The organism is Streptomyces sp. AM 2-1-1 (assembly GCF_029167645.1).
Taxonomy (GTDB): domain Bacteria; phylum Actinomycetota; class Actinomycetes; order Streptomycetales; family Streptomycetaceae; genus Streptomyces.
Map to the genome: position 1 here is coordinate 917,421 of NZ_CP119147.1, position 16,583 is coordinate 934,003.

The following is a 16,583-nucleotide window of genomic DNA, read 5'->3' on the forward strand; positions in this document are numbered from 1 at the left end:
CGCACGCGCGCGTTCCTCGTTCCGTTCCCCCGCGCGCCGTGCTCCCTCACAGTCGTCACTCACCCTGGAGTCCCGTGATGGACACCCCCTTCTCCACCATCGCCGTCGTCGGCCTCGGCACCATGGGCACCGGCATCGCCGAGGTCCTGGCCCGCGCCGGCCGCGAGGTCATCGGCATCGACATCGACGAGGCGGCGGGCCGCCGTGCGGTCGCCTCCCTGGAGGCGTCCACCGCCCGCGCCGTGCGGCGGGAGCGCCTCACCGAGCAGGAGCGCGCCGACGTCCTCACCCGTTTCCGTACCGCCTGCGACCTGTCGGCCGCCGCCGACGCCGAACTGGTCATCGAGGTGGTGCCGGAGTCGTACGAGATCAAGCAGCAGGTGTTCCGGGAACTGGACGCGGTCGTGGCGCCGGGCACGATCCTGGCGACGGGTACCAATGCCCTGTCCGTGACCCGGCTGGCCGCCGAGTCGCGGCGTCCGGAGCGGGTGCTCGGGCTCCACTTCTTCAATCCCGCCCCGGTGATGAAGCTGGTGGAGGTGGTCTCCTCGGTGCTGACCGCCCCGCCCGCGGTGGAGGCCGTGACCCGGCTGGCGCGTGAACTCGGCAAGGAGCCGGTCGCGGTCGGCGACCGCCCGGGGTTCGTGGCGGACGGTCTGCTCTTCGGCTACCTCAACCAGGCCGCCGCGATGTACGAGGCGAACTACGCCTCCCGCGAGGACATCGACGCCGCGATGCGGCTCGGCTGCGGACTGCCGATGGGGCCGCTGGCGCTCCTCGACCTGATCGGCATCGACACCGCGCGTACGGTGCTGGAGGCCATGTACGCGGCCTCGCACGACCGTCTGCACGCCCCCGCGCCGGTGCTGGGCCAGCTCAGCGAGGCGGGGCTGACCGGCCGGAAGGCGGGCCGCGGCTTCTACTCGTACGCGGCGCCCGGCAGTCAGGACGTCGTCCCGGACGCGCTCACCCCCGGCGAGGGCGCGGCGGCCGTGGCCGGGCGCCCGGTGAGCCGGGTGGGCGTGGCGGGTTCGGGCACGATGGCGTCCGGCATCGCCGAGGTCTTCGCCAAGGCCGGGTACGCGGTGGTGCTCGCCGCCCGGTCCCAGGAGAAGGCGGACACCGCCAAGGGCCGGATCGCCACCTCCCTCGGCCGCTCGGTCGCCAAGGGGCGGCTCACCGCCGAGGCCCGGGAGGAGACGCTCGCCCGGATCACTCCGGCCGGCTCGCTGGACGCGTTCGGCGAGGTGGACCTCGCCGTGGAGGCGGTCGCCGAGGACCTGCTGGTCAAGCAGCAGCTCTTCGCGACCCTGGACAAGGTCTGCAAGCCGGGCGCGGTGCTCGCCACCACGACCTCCTCACTGCCGGTCGTCTCCGTCGCACGCGCGACCGCCCGTCCCCAGGACGTGGTGGGGATGCACTTCTTCAACCCGGCACCCGCGATGAAGCTCGTCGAGGTGGTGCGCACGGTGCTCACCGCCGACGACGTGCACGCCACGGTGCGGGAGGTGTGCGTGAAGGTGCGCAAGCACCCGGTGGACTGCGGGGACCGGGCCGGGTTCATCGTGAACGCGCTGCTCTTCCCCTACCTCAACAACGCGATCAAGATGGTCGAGGAGCACTACGCGACGCTCGACGACATCGACGCGGCGATGAAACTCGGGGGCGGCTACCCGATGGGCCCGTTCGAGCTGCTGGACGTGGTGGGGCTGGACGTCTCCCTCGCCATCGAGAAGGTGCTGCACCAGGAGTTCCGCGACCCGGGGCTGGCTCCGGCCCCGCTGCTGGAGCACCTGGTGGCGGCGGGATGCCTGGGCCGCAAGACGGGGCGCGGCTTCCGCGAACATGCCCGGCGCTGATCCCGGTGCCTGCTGGGGCGGGTTGCTCGGGCCTCCGGGCGGCCCGCCCCCTCGGACGCACCCGGCCGCCCCGATGCAGTACGTTCACACCATGTCCCAGCCCGCCAGGTCACCCCGTGCCACCGCCGCCTCCGACGCCCCGGAGAGCACGGCCGTCACCCGCGCCGCCGCCCAACGGCTGAAGATGCGCCGCGAGTTGGCTGCCGCGGCGATGGAGCTCTTCGCGACCAAGGGGTACGAGGGCACGACCGTGGACGAGATCGCGGGCGCCGCGGGCGTGGCCCGGCGGACCTTCTTCCGGCACTTCCGGTCCAAGGAGGAGGCGATCTTCCCGGACCACGACGACACCCTGGTCCGGGCCGAGGCGGTGCTGAACGCGGCTCCTGCCCACGAGCACCCGCTCGACACGGTGTGCCGGGGCATCAAAGAGGTCATGACGATGTACGCGGCCAAGCCCGCGGTCTCGGTGGCCCGCTACAAGCTCACCCGCGAAGTGCCGGCGCTCCGCGAGGCCGAGATCGCCTCGGTGGCCCGCTACGAGCGACTCTTCACGCGCTATCTGCTGGGCCACTTCGACGAGCGGGACAGCCATGTGGGCAACGACGATCCGCTGCTCGCCGAGGTCGCCGCGTCGGCGGTGGTGACCGCCCACAACCACGTGTTGCGGCGCTGGCTGCGGGCGGACGGCCAGGGCGACGTGGAGGCGCAGCTCGACCACGCCTTCGCCATCGTCCGGGAGACCTTCGGCACCGGTATCGGCGCGGGCCGGACCGCCGGCGCGGAGCCGGCCAAGCCCCCCGCGGCGCCCGCCGCGTCGGTGGCCTCGGACGGGGAGGTACTGGTCGCGGTGGCGCGGACGGACGCCCCGCTGGACGAGGTCATGCGGACGATCCAGCAGGCGCTGAAGGAGCGCTGAGCAGGCGCGGCCGCCGCCCGGCCGCCGGGCGTCAGCCAAGGACGAGCAGTACGGCCAGCGCGAGGAGCAGCGAGTCGATCCGGTCCAGCAGACCGCCGGAGCCCGGTAGCCACCGCCCGGCGTCCTTGACCTGCGCGCCTCTCTTGATCATGGACTCGAGGAGGTCCCCCGCCGGGCCTCCGACCGCCACCGCGACCGCCATCGGCGGGGTGAACGCGGACAGTGCGGCGAGCGCGCCCAGGCCCGCCGCGGCCCCGGCCAGGGTCCCGCTCCACCGTTTGGCCGGTGACAGGGGCGACAGCCGCGGCCCGCCCAGACGCCGGCCGGCGAAGTACGCCACGATGTCGGCGACCGAGACCGCCACGAAGAGCGCGAGTGCGCTCGCTCCGAGCGGAACCAGCGCCGCCAGGACGCCGAGCCAGGCGAGACCGAGCAGGCCGGCGCCGAGCCGGCGCGGGCCGTGGTCGGCGTCGCCGGCCAGGAGCGGCGCCGAAGCGACCGCGAGCGCGCCGATCGCCATCGCCCGGGCCTCCTGACCGGGGGCCAGCAGAGCGGTCAGCACCACCCCGGTCACCGCCGCGGTGAGCACCGCCCGGTCCACGCGGTTCATCCGCATCAGCCCGCCGAACTCCGCCACCGCGATCACGCCGACCACGAGGGCGACGGCCGCGGCGCCCGGGCGCCCCCACCAGAACGCGCCGGTGACCAGCGGCACTCCGACCGCCCAGGCGCACCACCGGACCATCAGTTCGCGGCGCCGGGAAGCCGCCACCGCGACACCGCCCGCCACCAGGGCCCCACCGAGGCCGGGCGCCAGCGAAGCTGCCGTGATCACCGGGCGGTCGCGGCGGCCGGCGCGCTCCCCGGCAGGGGGACGAGCGGGACCGCTCGCGGCCGCAGCGCGTCCAGTGCGGCCCGGCACGCCGCCACGATGCGCGCGTTCTCGGCGGTGTCCCTGACCGCCACGCGCACCGTGCGCCCCTGGTACTCGGACGACATGGGCGACAGGTCGCGCAGGTAGACCTCGTGACGGCGGCATTCCTCCACCACCTGTGCGGCGCTCGGGCCACCTGGGGGCAGCGTCACGGTGAGCCAGTTGGCCACGGCCTCCTCAACCGCCAGGGTCTCGTCCAGTGCGGCGAGGTCGGCGGCGAGCCGGCGACGCAGCGCGTGGGTGCGGCGCCAGTGGTCGCGGTAGTACGCCGGGTCGCGCAGGGCCGCCACCGCGGCCAGTTGGGCGGGGAGGCTCACCGACCAGGGCGGCGTACGCCGGCGCAGCTCCGTCGCGGTGGCCGGGTCGGCCACCAGGAACGCGGCCCGCATGCCGGAGAGTGCGTACATCTTGGACAAGGAGCTGCAGACCACCACCCGCGGATCCACCGCGGCGAGGCCGGCGAGCGACTCGTCCATGTCCACGTAGCCCAGGTACGCCTCGTCGATCCACCAGCGGGTCCCGGCGGGCGCGGCGGCGATCACGGAGCGCAGTTCGGCGGCGGGTGCGTGGCGTCCGGTCGGGTTGTTCGGGTTGACCACCACGACGAGGTCGTAGCGGCCGTGCTCCACGACGGCGGACAACCGGTCCGGGTCCACCCGCCAGCCATCTTCGCGGCGCAGCCGGAACCGGTCCACCCGGCATCCGATCACCCTCTCCGTGACGTGGGCGTACTCGCCGTAGCCCGGGTCCAGGAGGAGCACCCTGCTCCGCGGGGTCAGCCACCGGCCGAAGGCCCGGAAGATCAGGTCGGACGAGCCGGCGCCGGGTACGAGCGTTCCCACGGGTAGCCCCCGGGCGCGGGATATCTCCGCGAGGAGTCCCTCGGCGCCGGTCGGCGGCGAGGTGCGGGCGGCCCACTCCGGGTCGTCCGTGAGCGCCGCGCGGACGCCGGGGGCCGGTGAGAACCAGGCGTCCAGCACGTCCGCCGCGACAACCCGGTGGCGGCGGCCCAGGTCGCCGAAGCCGGTCCCGATGGCGGTGAACGAGAGCCCTCCGTGCTCGCAGCCGTCCGGCCGGGGCGCGAACGGCGCGTCCAGCTGCCAGTCCACCCGGGTCCGCAGACGTTCCACCGTGGCGCGGTGGCGGTCCCCCGCCGCCCTGGTGAGTTCGGTGACGCTGCCGGTCAGTACCTCGAACGTCACCGCCCCGCTGCGGACGGTGTGTCCGACCGGCCGCAGCCCCGCGGCCAGGTACATGGCGAGCAGTTCGGTGCGGCCCATCGCCACCACCCGCCGGCCGCCCCGGGAGGCGATCCAGCGCAACGCCGCGTACATCAGCAGCGGCGCCGCCCCGCAGGTGCGCCGGCCGGGCTCGACGGTGAGCAGCCGCACCTCGAACAGGTCGTCCTCGGTCAGGAGGGGCAACTCCTCGCGGGACAGGTACTTCTCCAGCGCGTACCGCTTCAGCCAGGGCGGGGTCAGGCTGATGAAGCCGGTGCGCACCTCGCCGTGCGCCGCGACGAGGTAGACGTTCTCACCGTCCAGTCCGTCGCGCAGGCGGCCGGCCGCGTTCGGTGCGTGCTGGCCGAGCTCCTGCGCGTACACCCGGTGGCGCAGCTCGTGGATCCACTCGAGATCCTCCGCGGTGGCGGCACGCACCTGCGGGTCACATTCCATCAAAGCCTCTTTCGACGCGGCGGAGACTGCATCATCCGCAACGGGCGTCCGCCGCGTCAGAGCCGCCTCGCACGTCCGGTCCGAGTACCCGTACTCAGGTGCGAGGGCTCCCCGTGTGCATGGGAGAGGGCGGGCCCGGACGCCGACGACGGCTCCGGCTCCGCCCCGGGCCGCATGTCCTCAGGCCGGTTCGGGCAGGCCGCCGACGTGGGCCACCGGCAGCTCCCAGGGCGGCGCCAGCGTGCCCTCGCTCCAGCCCGTCAGCCCGTCCGCGTCCACGCAGACGATGCCGCAGGCCGCCGCGTACTCGGCGGCGGGCGCGGTGAACTCGCCGGTGGTGACCACCACCGCGGTCTCGGCGCCGTGGACGGCGTAGCAGGTTCCGCCGAACCGCTGCAGGTCCTGCGAGCCGACCTTGTTCGTGGGCCCGTAGCGCTTGCACTGGACGACCATCCGCCGGCCGTCCGGGGCGGTGGCGAGCACGTCGGCGCCGAGGTCCCCGGCGCCGCCCACCACCTCCACGTCCCGGCAGCCGTCCCGGCGGCAGAGGTCCGCCACGGCCTCCTCGAAGGCGTACGGGTCCAGGGCGGCGAAGTCCGCCGCGACCGGCTCCGGCTCCGGCAGGAGGACCGCGGCGGGGGCGGGGGCCGGGGCGGGGGCCGGGGCGGGAAGCGCGTTCGCCTCGTCGAGTTCGGCCAGTGCGTTGTCCACCAGCTCCTCGGCGGCCTGGGTGACGGCGGCCGCCACCCGGGCGGCGGCCCGGCGGCGGTGGCGTCGGCGCAGCATGCCCAGGGCACTCACGGCGCCGGCCAGGGCGAGCGCGCCCCACAGGAGGGGGTGGTGTCCGGCGCTCGCCCCGACCGTACGGAGCAGCATCCCGCCGGCCACCAGGAGCAAGGCGGCGAGGACGAATCCCACCGCCGTGCGGCGGAGACTGAACTCGCCCCGCGTCCTGTGCGCGCGTCCTCGTATCGCTGTCGGCATCTCTGCTCCCCACCCCTGTCGTGTCCGGTGCGGTCCTGCGAGCGCAAGATCATCTGATGGGGCGTCTGCCCGCAGACGGGTGATCGACGCGGGTCCGGCCGAAATCCGGTGGCCGGGGTCCGCGCCGTGTGGTCGGGTACGCCGATGCGTACCCACGAGGAACTCCTGGCCCTGTTCGATCACGAGATGCGGGAACACGCCCGTCCCGACGGCCCTGGTGAGCGGGTGGACCGGGACGGGCCGGTGGTCCGCCGGAGCGGTGGCCCCGACGACTGGAACGGCGTCGTGTGGTCGGACCCGGCGCTCGACGTGAGCGCGGCCGGGGCTGTCGTCGCCGCGCAGGTGGCCCACTTCACGGCGCTCGGTGCGGCACGCGGTGTCACGTCGTTCGAGTGGAAGCTCTACGGGCACGACCGCCCCGCCGGTCTGGCGGAACGGCTGGAGGCGGCGGGTTTCGTCCCCGAGCCCCCCGAGACGCTGATGGTGGCGGCGGTGGCGGACCTGCCGGCCGACGCCGGCCCGCCCGCCGGGGTCGAGGTGCGCGAGGTGCGCGACGCCGTCGGGGTGCGGCTGATGGCCGAGGCGCACGAGGCGGCGTTCGGCGCGGACGCCGGGTGGCTGCGCGACCACATGCTGGCCCGGCTGGCCGCGGCACCCGAGGAGTTCTTCGGGCTGGTTGCGGTGGCGGACGGGCTGCCGGTGAGCGCGGCGCGGATGGAGCTATATCCGGGTACGCGCTTCGCGGGGCTCTGGGGCGGCGGTACGCATCCGGCGTGGCGGGGGCGCGGCGTCTACCGCGCCCTGGTGGCACACCGGGCCCGTACCGCCGCCGCGCGCGGGGCCGAGTACCTGCAGGTCGACGCCTCCGACGCCTCGGCCCCGATCCTGGCGCGGCTGGGTTTCGCGGCGCTCACGACCACGACGCCGTACGTGTACCGCATCGCGTCGTAACCCATGCCCTGCGGCCCGGAAGGCGTCGGAGCGCCCATCGTGTTGCTCATGCGTGCCGCCCCGATGACAACTGAGAGAAATTGTTGGCACTCGGTGCCTTGTCAGCTGTCACGCAGTGCCATACGTTGAAGGCGTCCGGGCGGCCGGCGTACCGGATCTCACGTACGCCGGCTGTCCCCGCGAGCCGACCGTGCCCGCGCGCCCGGACGCCTGCGTCACAGGCACCCTTCCGCTCCACCGAGCACGCCGAGCACCACCCGCCGAACCGACGGCACACCTCCAGAACCGCACCGCTCCCCGTCCGCGGGGACCACCGAAGCGTTCCTCACCAGCGTTCCCCTGCCTCTCGGCCCGTTCGAGCAGGGGAGACACCATCCGCCGGAGGCATCACCGTGAAGGAAATCCTGGACGCGATCCAGTCGCAGGACAGCACCGCAGCCGACTTCGCGGCGCTGCCCCTCCCCGAGTCGTACCGCGCGGTGACCGTGCACAAGGACGAGGAGGGCATGTTCGAGGGACGGGCCACGCGGGACAAGGACCCACGCGAGTCGCTCCACCTCGACGAAGTCCCGCTGCCCGAACTCGGCCCGGGCGAAGCCCTGGTCGCCGTCATGGCGAGCTCGGTGAACTACAACTCCGTCTGGACCTCGATCTTCGAGCCGGTCTCCACCTTCGGCTTCCTGGAGCGGTACGGCAGGCTCAGTGAGCTGACCAAGCGTCACGACCTGCCCTACCACGTCATCGGATCCGACCTGGCGGGCGTCGTGCTGCGCACCGGCGCCGGCGTGAACGCCTGGCAGCCGGGCGACGAGGTCGTCGCACACTGCCTCTCCGTCGAACTCGAGTCGTCCGACGGACACAACGACACGATGCTCGACCCCGAGCAGCGCATCTGGGGCTTCGAGACCAACTTCGGCGGCCTCGCCGAGATCGCCCTCGTCAAGTCGAACCAGCTGATGCCGAAGCCCGACCACCTCAGCTGGGAGGAGGCGGCGGCCCCCGGGCTCGTCAACTCGACCGCCTACCGCCAGCTCGTCTCGCGCAACGGCGCGGGCATGAAGCAGGGCGACAACGTCCTCATCTGGGGCGCCAGCGGCGGCCTGGGCTCGTACGCCACCCAGTTCGCGCTGGCCGGCGGCGCCAACCCGATCTGCGTGGTCTCCAACGACCAGAAGGCGGAGATCTGCCGGCGGATGGGTGCCGAGGCGATCATCGACCGCAGCGCCGAGGGCTACAAGTTCTGGAAGGACGAGCACCACCAGGACCCCCGCGAGTGGAAGCGGTTCGGCAAGCGCATCCGCGAGCTGACCGGGGGCGAGGACGTCGACATCGTCTTCGAGCACCCCGGACGCGAGACCTTCGGCGCCTCCGTCTACGTCACCCGCAAGGGCGGCACCATCGTGACCTGCGCCTCCACCTCGGGGTACACCCACGAGTACGACAACCGCTACCTGTGGATGTCGCTCAAGAAGATCGTCGGCTCGCACTTCGCCAACTACCGCGAGGCGTGGGAGGCGAACCGGCTGGTGGCGAAGGGGAAGATCCACCCGACGCTCTCCCGCGTGTACACGCTGGAGGAGACCGGCCAGGCCGCCCACGACGTCCACCGCAACGTCCACCAGGGCAAGGTCGGCGTCCTCGCCCTGGCCCCGCGCGAGGGGATGGGCGTGCGCGACGAGGAGCTGCGCGCGAAGCACATCGACGCCATCAACCTGTTCCGGGACACCCCGGCGGAACGTTCCACCCCCTCCACCCCGAGCGTCTGAGGTCTCCCGATGACCGAACGTCACAAGGACCGTCCCTGGCTCATGCGGACGTACGCGGGCCACTCGACGGCCGAGGCGTCCAACGAGCTCTACCGGCGCAACCTCGCCAAGGGCCAGACCGGTCTCTCCGTCGCCTTCGACCTGCCCACCCAGACGGGCTACGACCCCGACCACGTCCTCGCCCGCGGCGAGGTCGGGCGGGTCGGGGTCCCGGTCTCGCACCTCGGTGACATGCGCCGGCTGTTCCAGGACATCCCGCTGGAGCGGATGAACACCTCGATGACGATCAACGCCACGGCGATGTGGCTGCTGGCGCTCTACCAGGTGGTCGCCGAGGAGCAGGGCGCCGACCCCGACCTGCTCCAGGGCACCACCCAGAACGACATCGTCAAGGAGTACCTCTCGCGCGGGACGCACGTCTTCCCGCCGGGACCCTCCCTGCGGCTGACCACCGACATGATCACGTACACCGTCGGCCGCATCCCGAAGTGGAACCCGATCAACATCTGCAGCTACCACCTCCAGGAGGCCGGGGCCACCCCCGTCCAGGAGATCGCCTACGCCCTGTCCACGGCCGTCGCCGTCCTGGACGCGGTGCGCGACTCCGGGCAGGTGCCCGAGGAGGAGTTCGGCGCGGTGGTCGGGCGCATCTCGTTCTTCGTGAACGCGGGCGTCCGGTTCATCGAGGAGATGTGCAAGATGCGCGCCTTCGGACGGATCTGGGACCGCATCACCCGCGAGCGGTACGGCATCACCGATCCCAGGCAGCGGCGGTTCCGCTACGGCGTCCAGGTCAACTCCCTCGGCCTCACGGAGGCGCAGCCGGAGAACAACGTCCAGCGGATCGTGCTGGAGATGCTGGCCGTCACCCTCTCCAAGGACGCCCGTGCCCGCGCGGTGCAGCTCCCCGCCTGGAACGAGGCGCTGGGCCTGCCCCGCCCCTGGGACCAGCAGTGGTCGCTCCGCATCCAGCAGGTCCTCGCGCACGAGAGCGACCTGCTGGAGTACGAGGACATCTTCGCCGGATCGCGCGTGATCGAGGCCAAGGTGGACGAGCTGGTGGAGGAGTCGCTCGCCGAGATCGACCGGATCGAGCAGATGGGCGGTGCGATGGCCGCCGTCGAGTCGGGCTACCTCAAGTCCGAGCTGGTCTCCTCGCACGCCGCGCGGCGGGCCCGCATCGAGAGCGGCGAGGAGAAGGTCATCGGTGTCAACCTCCACCAGGGGACCGAGCCCAGTCCGCTCACCGCCGACCTGGACGGCGCCATCATGACGGTGGACCCCGAGAACGAGGCGCGGGTGGTGGCCGCCCTGCACGCCTGGCGCGACGACCGCGACGAGACGCGCGCCTCCGAGTCGCTGGCTGCCCTGAAGAAGGCCGCCGCCGGCACGGAGAACCTGATGGCCGCGACGCTCGAGTGCGCCCGCGCCGGAGTGACCACCGGCGAGTGGTCCTGGGCGCTGCGGGACGTGTTCGGCGAGTTCCGGGCGCCCACCGGGGTCTCCTCCGCGCCGGTCGCCGTCACCGCCGAGCCGGGCACCCCACTGGCGGAGGTCCGCGCCAAGGTCGCCCGTACCGCCGAGGACCTGGGCTGCGGACGGCTGCGCCTGCTGGTCGGCAAGCCGGGGCTCGACGGGCACTCCAACGGCGCCGAGCAGATCGCCGTACGCGCCCGCGACGCCGGCTTCGAGGTGGTCTACCAGGGGATCCGGCTGACGCCCGAACAGATCGTCTCCGCCGCCCTGGCCGAGGACGTGCACTGCGTGGGCCTGTCGATCCTCTCCGGCTCGCACGCCGCGCTCGTCCCCGACGTGCTCCACCGGCTGCGCGAGGCGGGCGCGGACGACGTTCCGGTGATCGCGGGCGGGATCATCCCGCCCGCCGACGCCGCCGTCCTCGTCCGGGCCGGGGTCGCCGCCGTCTTCACCCCGAAGGACTTCGGTATCACGGAGATCATCGGCCGTATCGTCGACGAGATCCGCAAAGCCCACACGCTCGACCCTCTGGAGGTCCCCGCATGACCACGCCCACGCCCGTGAACCGGCTGCGCCCCCGCCGCTCGTGTCTGGCCGTTCCCGGCTCCAACCCGCGCTTCCTGGAGAAGGCACAGGGGCTCCCGGCCGACCAGGTCTTCCTCGACCTGGAGGACGCCTGCGCGCCGCTCGCCAAGGAAGGGGCGCGGCACACCATCGTCGACGCGCTCAACAACGGCGACTGGACCGGCAAGACCCGGGTGGTACGGGTCAACGACTGGACCACGCACTGGACGTACCGCGACGTCATCACGGTCGTCGAGGGTGCCGGGCCGAACCTCGACTGCATCATGCTGCCGAAGGTGCAGGACGCCGAACAGGTGGTGGCGCTCGACCTGCTGCTCACCCAGATCGAGAAGACGATGGGCTTCGAGGTCGGCCGGATCGGCATCGAGGCGCAGATCGAGAACGCCAAGGGCCTGGTGAACATCGACACCATCGCGGCCGCCTCGCCCCGGCTGGAGACCCTGATCTTCGGTCCGGCCGACTTCATGGCGTCCATCAACATGAAGACCCTGGTCGTCGGTCAGCAGCCGCCCGGCTACGGCGCGGACGCGTACCACTACATCCTGATGCGCATCCTGATGGCGGCCCGCACGCACGACCTCCAGGCGATCGACGGACCGTTCCTCCAGATCCGTGACGTGGACGCCTACCGCGAGGTGGCCGGCCGTGCCGCGGCGCTGGGCTTCGACGGCAAGTGGGTGCTCCACCCCGGCCAGGTCGACGCGGCCAACGAGGTCTTCTCCCCGTCGCAGGAGGACTACGACCACGCCGAGATGATCCTCGACGCCTACGACTGGTGCACCTCGGAGGCGGGCGGCAAGAAGGGCTCGGCGATGCTCGGCGACGAGATGATCGACGAGGCCAGCCGCAAGATGGCGCTGGTCGTCGCCGGCAAGGGCCGGGCCGCCGGGATGCGGCGCACCTCGAAGTTCGAAGCTCCGGAGGCCTGATCATGCAGTTCGGACGCACCTTCGAGGAGTTCGAGGTCGGCGCGGTCTACAAGCACTGGCCGGGAAAGACGGTCACCGAGTACGACGACCACCTCTTCTGCCTGCTGACCATGAACCACCACCCGCTGCACATGGACAGCAACTACGCGCGGAACACGACCGACTTCGGCAAGAACGTGGTCGTCGGCAACTACGTCTACTCGCTGCTGCTGGGCATGTCGGTGCCGGACGTCTCGGGCAAGGCCATCGCCAACCTGGAGGTGGAGTCGCTGCGGCACATCGCGCCCACCTTCCACGGCGACACGATCTACGGCGAGACCACCGTGCTGGACAAGACGCCGTCGAAGTCCAAGAGCGACCGGGGCATCGTGTACGTCGAGACCCGGGGCTACAAGCAGGACGGCACCGTCGTCTGCGTCTTCCGGCGCAAGGTGATGGTCCCCACGCAGGAGTACACCGAGGCACGCGGCGGCGAGCAGCCGGGCCGCCCCACCCCCGCCGCCCACTGAGCCGAGCCACAGGAGAAGCCGTCATGACGCGACTCGCCCGGACCGCAGGTCTGACCGACGTACAGCAGGAAATCCTGTCCACCGTGAGGGACTTCGTCGACAAGGAGATCATCCCGGTCGCCACCGCCCTGGAGCACCGCGACGAGTACCCCACCGAGATCGTCGAGGGTCTCAAGGAGTTGGGCCTCTTCGGGCTGATGATCCCGGAGGAGTACGGCGGGCTGGGCGAGTCGCTGCTCACCTACGCGCTGTGCGTGGAGGAGATCGCGCGCGGCTGGATGAGCGTGTCGGGGATCATCAACACGCACTTCATCGTGGCGTACATGCTCAAGCAGCACGGCACGCAGGAGCAGAAGGACACGTTCCTGCCGCGGATGGCGCTGGGCGAGGTGCGGGGCGCCTTCTCGATGTCGGAGCCGGCTCTCGGCTCCGACGTGTCGGCGATCACCTCCAAGGGGGTCAGGGAAGGGGACGAGTACGTCCTCGACGGCCAGAAGATGTGGCTCACCAACGGCGGCACGTCGACGCTGGTGGCCGTTCTCTGCCGGAGTGACGAAGGACACCCCGAGGGCACGGCCCCGCACAAGTCGATGACGACCTTCCTGGTGGAGAAGGAGGCCGGCTTCGGCGAGGTCAGGCCCGGCCTCACCATCCCCGGGAAGATCGACAAGATGGGGTACAAGGGCGTCGACACCACGGAACTCATCATGGACGGACTGCGCATTCCGGCCAATCGGGTCCTCGGTGGCACCACCGGCCGAGGGTTTTACCAAATGATGGACGGAGTCGAGGTGGGACGGGTCAACGTGGCGGCTCGTGGCTGTGGCGTCGCTCAGCGTGCATTCGAATTGGGCGTTTCCTACGCGCAGCAGCGCCAGACCTTCGGAAAACCGATCGCCCAGCACCAGGCCATCCAGTTCAAATTGGCCGAAATGGCCACCAAGGTCGAAGCGGCGCATGCCATGATGGTAAACGCGGCCCGCAAAAAGGACTCCGGGGAACGTAACGACCTGGAGGCAGGGATGGCGAAGTACCTCGCCTCCGAATACTGCAAGGAAGTCGTCGAAGACGCCTTCCGCATCCACGGCGGTTACGGCTTCTCCAAGGAGTACGAGATCGAGCGCCTCTACCGCGAGGCTCCGATGCTGCTGATCGGTGAGGGTACCGCCGAGATCCAGAAGATGATCATTGGCCGCCGACTGCTGGAGGAGTACCGCTTGCAGGGCTGATTGCCCCTTGAGTGGTGGTTTGACCGCGAAGAAGATCACATCCAGTGATCCTCGGGCGGGGTCCCGCAGCTGTCCGACTCGGGTGCTGGCTTGCCCAGTTGTGGCCACCAACCGATAGCATCGACGGAAAGCCGCCGTCCCCCGTTGCCAGCGCGGCATCATCCGCTACGAAGGTCATTCATGCCCGACAGCCCTACCTCCGCACACCGCGGCGGGGTCCGCATCGCTCGCGGAGCCTCGCCGTGGCTCCTCCCGACCGTCGCCACCGCGGCGCTCAGCCTGACCCGGGCGCGCACGTCCGGCCGCTGGGCCGCCGTCGCCGTACCCGCCACCGCGCTCGCGGCGGGCATGCTGTGGTTCTTCCGCGACCCCGAGCGTGAGATCACGCAGGGCCGGGTGATCTCCCCGGCCGACGGTGTGGTGCAGAGCATCATGCCGTGGAAGGACGGGCGCACCCGCGTCGCGATCTTCATGAGCCCGCTCAACGTCCACGTCAACCGCGCTCCGCTGGCCGGTACCGTGACGTCGGTCGAGCACGTTCCGGGCGGGTTCGTCCCGGCGTTCAACAAGGAGAGCGAGAACAACGAGCGCGTCGTCTGGCACTTCGACACCGAGCTCGGCGACATCGAGATGATCCAGATCGCCGGCGCCGTCGCGCGCCGCATCGTGCCCTACCTCCCCGAGGGCACCAAGGTCGAGCAGGGTGAGCGCATCGGTCTGATCCGCTTCGGCTCGCGCGTGGACATCTACCTGCCGGAAGGGGTCGAGGTCGCGGTCGAGGTCGGCCAGGCCACCACCGCGGGGGTGACTCGAATTGACCGTGATTGATCCGGACACCCAGGCCGACTGGGTGCCCGAGGCCGCCGGGGACGGCGACGAGGACGGCACTCAGGACATGCCCCTCTCCATGCGCCTGTCGATAGCGGACACCCTCACGCTCGGCAACGCCACCTGCGGGTTCATGGCGGTCTACTTCACCACCACGGGCATCCTGATCCCGCATCTCACGGGCAGTGACGAGTCGGGGATGGCGCGTCACTCGGCGGCCACCGCGGTGATCCTGATGCTGATGGCCGCCGTCTTCGACCTCTTCGACGGTCTGGTCGCCCGCAAGCTGCGGTCGTCGCCGATGGGTGCGGAGCTGGACAACCTCTCCGACCTCATCAGCTTCGGTCTCGCCCCGGCGTACTTCGTCCTCGTCTACGGGATGGTCGCGGACGACGCGCACCAGCGGGTCTCGGCGCTCGCCGCGATCGTGGTGCTGCTGGCGGTGGTGCTGCGGCTTGCGCGGTTCTCCTGCGTGACCCTGAAGGACGGCATGTTCCAGGGCATGCCGAGCCCTTTCGGAGCGCTGACGGTCGTCTCCATCGTGCTCCTGGAGCTGCCCTTCGTGCCCACCCTCCTCGCGATCGTCGGGGTGGCGTGGCTGATGGTCAGCAGGGTCGAGTACCCGAAGCCGCGCGGTGTGCTCGCGGTGGCGATGCTCGGCTGGATCGTGGCCGCGATGGGGCTCCTGGTCGCGTGGGCGTTCGACGCTCCGGGCGGTCAGCTGCTGCTCCAGACCGGCTGTGCGCTGCAGGTCGTGCTGGGCGCGGTGATCCCGCTCTTCGCGACCGCGCGGCGCGTGAACACCTTCCGCGGCAACCGGCGCGAGGCCCGCGCGGCCCAGCTGCCGTAACCTCCGCCCCGGACGCACGAGTGGCCCGGATGCCGATGAGCATCCGGGCCACTCGTGCGTCCGGGGCCACTCTGCCCGTCCGGCCGGCGAAGGCCCTCGGACCCCGACGGCGGCCCCGCCAAGACTCGGGGCCGCCGTAAGGGGTCCGAGGGCCGCGTCGGGGCTCAGCGGCTCGGGACGGCGGCCTCCACCGCCTTCTTGATGCGGAGGCCGAAGGCCGGAGCGTCCTTCCGCGCGGCCCTGACCGCGAATCCGACCAGCAGCTTGCCGACGCCGCGGCCTTCGAGGACGTTGAAGATCCGCACCCGGGTACGCCCGTCCGCGAGGGCCTCCAGGTCGTACCCGCCGTCCGCGGCGGCGACGGTGTTCCTCGACTTCTCCTGCCAGCGGAGCCGGGTCGGAGCCACCAGTTCCGTGATGGCGAATTCCCGCTCGGTGGTCATTCCGGCGTCCCTGACCGTCGAGCGGAACACCGTGCCGACGACCGTGGGACCGACCGGGGTCTTCTCGATCCTCCGCACGCGGGGGCTGAAGTCCCTGTCGTTCTCGCCGTCGGCGAGATAGGCGAAGACGTCGTCGATCGGGCGGTCGATCTCGGCGATCGCCTCGAATTGCGTGGCCATGGGTTCCTCCTCGGGGAATGCGCCCAGTCTTCGGGGCGCACTCCCCCGCCGCACCCGGAACGGCTGCCTCCGGGTGGCCGCCGTCGCGCACCCACCGGGAAGTGCGGGACCGGCGGCCGTGGCGTCCGGCGGGGTCAGCCGAGTACCTCGTGGCGGAAGCACCAGCGCCACTCCTCGCCCGGCTCGTGGGAACGCACGACGGGGTGGCCGGTGTCCGTGAAGTGGGCGGTCGCGTGCCGCAGCGGGGAGCTGTCGCAGCAGGCCACGCGGCCGCAGGTCAGACAGAGCCGCAGATGCACCCAGTCGTCCCGGCCGGCGGCCAGGCAGTCGCCGCAGGCGTCGGCAGGAGGGGCGGGGGCGGTGTCCGGACTCGCCCGGTCCAGATCGTCGCAGAGGGCCATGTGCCGAGCGTACGACCGTGTCCGCCGGGCGGCAGGGCGTGGGGACTTCGCGCGGACCCCGTGCACG

15 protein-coding genes are annotated in these 16,583 nt (G+C 71.7%); 10 read left to right on the top strand and 5 right to left on the bottom strand.

The features are described from left to right. The first annotated feature begins 77 nt into the window (after window positions 1–77). Together PZB77_RS03855 and PZB77_RS03860 are read left to right on the top strand one after the other, a co-directional pair. Window positions 78–1,859, top strand: coding sequence for a 3-hydroxyacyl-CoA dehydrogenase (locus PZB77_RS03855; RefSeq protein ID WP_275495901.1), 1,782 nt, complete (start codon window positions 78–80; stop codon window positions 1,857–1,859). A gap of 91 nt (window positions 1,860–1,950) precedes the next feature. Continuing rightward, entirely contained in the window at window positions 1,951–2,775 is an 825-nt protein-coding gene (locus PZB77_RS03860; RefSeq protein ID WP_275491104.1) for a TetR family transcriptional regulator, read from the top strand. A 31-nt stretch (window positions 2,776–2,806) separates the two neighbouring features. Here the strand turns inward: PZB77_RS03860 and PZB77_RS03865 are convergent, their stop codons facing one another. The 3 genes from PZB77_RS03865 to PZB77_RS03875 form a co-directional block, all read right to left on the bottom strand. Further along, on the bottom strand, window positions 2,807–3,610 hold the full coding sequence (locus tag PZB77_RS03865; protein WP_275491105.1) for a phosphatidate cytidylyltransferase: 804 nt from the start codon (window positions 3,608–3,610) through the stop codon (window positions 2,807–2,809). After that, complete coding sequence (locus PZB77_RS03870) at window positions 3,607–5,385, bottom strand: histidinol-phosphate aminotransferase family protein (RefSeq protein WP_275491106.1); 1,779 nt, start codon at window positions 5,383–5,385, stop codon at window positions 3,607–3,609. The genes PZB77_RS03865 and PZB77_RS03870 overlap by 4 nt, the downstream gene beginning before the upstream one ends. Before the next feature lie 180 nt (window positions 5,386–5,565). After that, complete coding sequence (locus PZB77_RS03875) at window positions 5,566–6,369, bottom strand: restriction endonuclease (RefSeq protein WP_275491107.1); 804 nt, start codon at window positions 6,367–6,369, stop codon at window positions 5,566–5,568. A 144-nt stretch (window positions 6,370–6,513) separates the two neighbouring features. On the opposite strand from PZB77_RS03875, the gene PZB77_RS03880 reads away from it, so the two are divergent. The 8 genes from PZB77_RS03880 (at window position 6,514) to pssA (ending at window position 15,492) form a co-directional block, all read left to right on the top strand. Next, window positions 6,514–7,320 (top strand): GNAT family N-acetyltransferase, encoded by an 807-nt coding sequence (locus tag PZB77_RS03880; protein ID WP_275491108.1) that lies wholly within the window; start codon window positions 6,514–6,516, stop codon window positions 7,318–7,320. Window positions 7,321–7,712: 392 nt separating this feature from the next. Beyond that, the gene (gene ccrA / locus PZB77_RS03885; RefSeq protein ID WP_275491109.1) at window positions 7,713–9,086 is read left to right on the top strand and encodes a crotonyl-CoA carboxylase/reductase; all 1,374 of its coding nucleotides are present in this window, start codon (window positions 7,713–7,715) and stop codon (window positions 9,084–9,086) included. A gap of 9 nt (window positions 9,087–9,095) precedes the next feature. After that, the gene (locus PZB77_RS03890) at window positions 9,096–11,108 is read left to right on the top strand and encodes a protein meaA (RefSeq protein WP_275491110.1); all 2,013 of its coding nucleotides are present in this window, start codon (window positions 9,096–9,098) and stop codon (window positions 11,106–11,108) included. Then, the gene (locus PZB77_RS03895) at window positions 11,105–12,076 is read left to right on the top strand and encodes a CoA ester lyase (protein WP_275491111.1); all 972 of its coding nucleotides are present in this window, start codon (window positions 11,105–11,107) and stop codon (window positions 12,074–12,076) included. The genes PZB77_RS03890 and PZB77_RS03895 overlap by 4 nt, the downstream gene beginning before the upstream one ends. Window positions 12,077–12,078: 2 nt before the next feature. Then, window positions 12,079–12,585, top strand: a complete 507-nt coding sequence (locus tag PZB77_RS03900; protein WP_275491112.1) for a MaoC family dehydratase — start codon at window positions 12,079–12,081, stop codon at window positions 12,583–12,585. Between the two features lie 23 nt (window positions 12,586–12,608). Then, window positions 12,609–13,814: an acyl-CoA dehydrogenase family protein gene (locus PZB77_RS03905; RefSeq protein WP_275491113.1), complete on the top strand. Its 1,206-nt coding sequence runs from the start codon at window positions 12,609–12,611 to the stop codon at window positions 13,812–13,814. 180 nt (window positions 13,815–13,994) lie between these two features. Then, the gene (locus PZB77_RS03910; protein WP_275491114.1) at window positions 13,995–14,642 is read left to right on the top strand and encodes a phosphatidylserine decarboxylase; all 648 of its coding nucleotides are present in this window, start codon (window positions 13,995–13,997) and stop codon (window positions 14,640–14,642) included. Between the two features lie 22 nt (window positions 14,643–14,664). Further along, window positions 14,665–15,492, top strand: a complete 828-nt coding sequence (gene pssA / locus PZB77_RS03915; RefSeq protein ID WP_275495902.1) for a CDP-diacylglycerol--serine O-phosphatidyltransferase — start codon at window positions 14,665–14,667, stop codon at window positions 15,490–15,492. 164 nt (window positions 15,493–15,656) lie between these two features. On the opposite strand, the gene PZB77_RS03920 is transcribed toward pssA, so the two are convergent. Both PZB77_RS03920 and PZB77_RS03925 read right to left on the bottom strand, forming a co-directional pair. Continuing rightward, window positions 15,657–16,115: an SRPBCC family protein gene (locus PZB77_RS03920; RefSeq protein ID WP_275491115.1), complete on the bottom strand. Its 459-nt coding sequence runs from the start codon at window positions 16,113–16,115 to the stop codon at window positions 15,657–15,659. A 134-nt stretch (window positions 16,116–16,249) separates the two neighbouring features. Next, window positions 16,250–16,516: a UBP-type zinc finger domain-containing protein gene (locus tag PZB77_RS03925; RefSeq protein ID WP_275491116.1), complete on the bottom strand. Its 267-nt coding sequence runs from the start codon at window positions 16,514–16,516 to the stop codon at window positions 16,250–16,252. Window positions 16,517–16,583 lie beyond the last annotated feature (67 nt).